Origin of the sequence: Paenimyroides marinum (genome assembly GCF_900108395.1) — a bacterium.
GTDB lineage: Bacteria > Bacteroidota > Bacteroidia > Flavobacteriales > Flavobacteriaceae > Flavobacterium > Flavobacterium marinum.
Genome location: NZ_FNXE01000083.1, coordinates 1 through 3,038, shown reverse-complemented (window position 1 = coordinate 3,038; position 3,038 = coordinate 1). Strand labels below are relative to the sequence as shown.

At 33.2% G+C, this 3,038-nt stretch carries 3 protein-coding genes; 2 read left to right on the top strand and 1 reads right to left on the bottom strand.

Annotated features, from left to right (window positions below; translation table 11 throughout):
• Positions 1–302: 302 nt before the first annotated feature.
• Entirely contained in the window at positions 303–1,451 is a 1,149-nt protein-coding gene (locus BLW20_RS14400) for a DNA polymerase III subunit (protein ID WP_091102951.1), read from the bottom strand.
• 120 nt (positions 1,452–1,571) lie between these two features.
• On the opposite strand from BLW20_RS14400, the gene BLW20_RS14395 reads away from it, so the two are divergent.
• Positions 1,572–1,985, top strand: coding sequence for an RrF2 family transcriptional regulator (locus tag BLW20_RS14395; RefSeq protein ID WP_091102949.1), 414 nt, complete (start codon positions 1,572–1,574; stop codon positions 1,983–1,985).
• Positions 1,986–1,991: 6 nt separating this feature from the next.
• Positions 1,992–2,636, top strand: a complete 645-nt coding sequence (locus BLW20_RS14390; RefSeq protein ID WP_177165110.1) for an NAD(P)-dependent oxidoreductase — start codon at positions 1,992–1,994, stop codon at positions 2,634–2,636.
• Positions 2,637–3,038: the final 402 nt, after the last annotated feature.

Here is a 3,038-nt window from a genome sequence, read left to right as displayed (position 1 = left end):
TTTACTCATCGTATTTTAAGTTTTGCAACACAAATTTACGATGTTTTTAGGAAGCCATTAAGTTGGCTTCCTTTTTATCGGACAACAATGAAAAATATTTATGAATATCTGTTATTAGTAATAATTTTTTTGTCATTCTGAACGGAACGTAGTGAAGTGAAGAATCTCTTGACTATCAAATAGATTCCTCCTTCGTCGGAATGACAAAATACTAAAAATTTGTATTTATGATATATTACGGATATTCATTAAAATATTTAACCAGAAATAATTAAGGCACCTAAATATCATTTTTCCAAGTATTACTTCCTATGAATCAATCGTGTAAGTTTAATCGATAAATCGGTTAAAATAACTTTGGCGTTTCCGTTGCGTTCAATATGGTAAATAGCGTCTTCTAATTCCTGAAAAATATCTAAAATATTGTTTTCATTTACAAACGGAGCAAAATTCTCCAACTTAAAATTTTCTACTTTTGGCTGTATATAAACCAAATTAGGTGTGCTGTAATTTAAAAGTAGTGCTTGACGGAATAATTCCATACAATGAGTTAAAAACAGCTTTTGTTTTTCGCGGCCAATAACCGAAATTTCATCACTCCATTTCACCAAATCGGTTACCACACGTGCATTTTTGTTAGCTCTAAAGGCTGCTCTTACCCAATTTACAAACCATTCGTCAAACGGATATTCGTCGGTAACATTATAGCGTAATTTCAACGCTTTGTTGTAATTCCCCTGAGATTGTTTTGCAATACTGTAGGCATCAACTTCATCACAAGCTTCTTTGTCAATTAAACCCTGAATAATTTCCTGTTCGCTTAACGCATTAAAATGCAGTACCTGACAACGAGATAAAATGGTCTGTAAAATGGCTTTTTCGTCTTCGGCAATCAATATAAAAACCGTTTTATCTGTTGGTTCCTCTAATAATTTTAGTAGTTTGTTGGCTGATTCGGTATTCATTTTTTCAGCCATCCAGATAATCATTACCTTATAACCTCCTTCAAATGATTTTAAAGATAATTTTTTAAGGATACTTGCAGCTTCGTGAACCGATATGTTTCCTTGTTTTTTTTGAATTCCAATGGTTTCATACCAATCATTAACCGAAGGATATTTTGAATTTTTTAAGAAATCGATCCATTTAGACATGAAATCATCACTCACCGGATTCGATTTTACATCATCATTTGTAGCCACAGGAAAAACAAAATGTAGGTCGGGGTGCTGTAAATGATCAAATTTTAAGTTACAAGCTGCTGATCCGCCATCGTTATCATTTCCTTTGTTATTGCAAATTATATATTGGGCATAGGCTAATGCCATGGCTAAAGTACCGCTTCCTTCCGGACCAATAAACAACTGTGCATGGGGAATTCTACCGTTTTGAACGCTGTTTATTAAATGATTTTTAAGGTGATTTTGACCAACGATTTCTGAAAATTTCATAGAAACAAAAATAGTATTTAATGTTCGTTTTCCTAATTGTTTTCTTAAGAAAATTTTAATTGTAATAAATTTTGTTACAATTAAGATTGCTATAAATTTGTAACAATAAAAAGGTTAATAATGAACAATTTACGTTTTGCAACACTTACACATATTCTGCTTTTACTGCACAGTTTTAAAAATGAGTGGTTGTCTTCTGAATGGATTGCAGGAAGCATATACATCAATGCCGCCATTGTAAGGAAAGAATTATCTGTATTGCATAAGAAGGGTTTTGTTGAAACTAAAAAGGGAAAAGAAGGAGGCTATCAGTTAAAAATAGCTGCCGATAAAATTTTATTGAGCGATGTTATGAAAATGGTTTTGCTTGATGGAAAAATCATTGATAAAAAAAATAATCCCAATCCTGAATGTATTATTGGCAAACAGATAAATGAAAAATTAGATACACTGTATCAAAACATAAACCAACAGGTTTTTGATTATTTAAACGGACAAACATTAGAAAATTTTTATCAAACTTTTAATAAATAAATGATTATGAGAGTTATAGTTATTGGCGGAACCGGATTTGTAGGTTCTAAAATTGTAAATGAGCTGGCAGACCGCGGACATTTGATTAAAACAATTGTTAGAAACGCAGATAAAATTGAAAATAAATCTATCGAATTTGTTGAAAAAGATGTTTTAAACGATGCCATTACAAACGATTTAACAGGTGCCGATGTGGTTGTAAGTGCATACAATGCCGGCTGGACAAACCCTGATTTGTACAACGATTTTTTAAAAGGATCACGCGTCATTGAACAGGCAGTAGTGAATGCTGGTGTTAAAAGATACATTGTTGTAGGCGGTGCAGGAAGTTTGTTTGATAAAGAAGGAAACCAGTTGGTTGACAGTGCAGATTTTCCTGAAAATATAAAACCGGGTGCCGTTGCTGCCAGAGATTATCTGAACGAATTAAAACAAAATCAAGCGTTAGACTGGACATTTTTTAGTCCGGCAATTGAGATGCATCCGGGAACTTCAGGCATTCGTAAAGGAACCTACCGTACCGGTTTAGACCATCCTGTGGTTGATGAAAACGGACGAAGCGTGCTTTCTGTTGAAGATGTTGCCGTGGCAATTGCTGATGAAGTGGAACATCCAAAACACATTAAACAACGTTTTACTGCAGCTTATTAAGCTTTTTTCTGCAAACATTAAAATATGCCGGTACGAGTATTTTACTTGCACCGGTATATTTTATAAATCAAAGGTTTAAGATGTTCAAACCTTTAGTCAAGATGAAACCATTAGAATCGGGAGTTTTATGACTACAAAACTTCATTTTCAGCGAATCAAATTTTAAAATTTTGAACCACAATTAAAAAGCAAACCTTTCTATAATCGCTTTAAATAGGTTGTTTTGTATGTTATTTTACGTTTATCTTCTGAAAATAGGAGTTGTGCAACGGTTGCCGATGTTGAACTAAACCTCCGGTAGCTTTCGCTGGATTTGTGACTTGTTGCATTGAAAAACAGTGCAAAAACAACAAAACAGCACAAGTTTAAACACAAAAAAAGCAGTAATGCTAAAATTACTGC

Bases quoted from the DNA above. Each gene is read 5' to 3' on its own strand.
- BLW20_RS14390 (WP_177165110.1), top strand. From the start codon at position 1,992: ATGAGAGTTATAGTTATTGGCGGAACCGGATTTGTAGGTTCTAAAATT.
- BLW20_RS14400 (WP_091102951.1), bottom strand. From the start codon at position 1,451: ATGAAATTTTCAGAAATCGTTGGTCAAAATCACCTTAAAAATCATTTA.
- BLW20_RS14395 (WP_091102949.1), top strand. From the start codon at position 1,572: ATGAACAATTTACGTTTTGCAACACTTACACATATTCTGCTTTTACTG.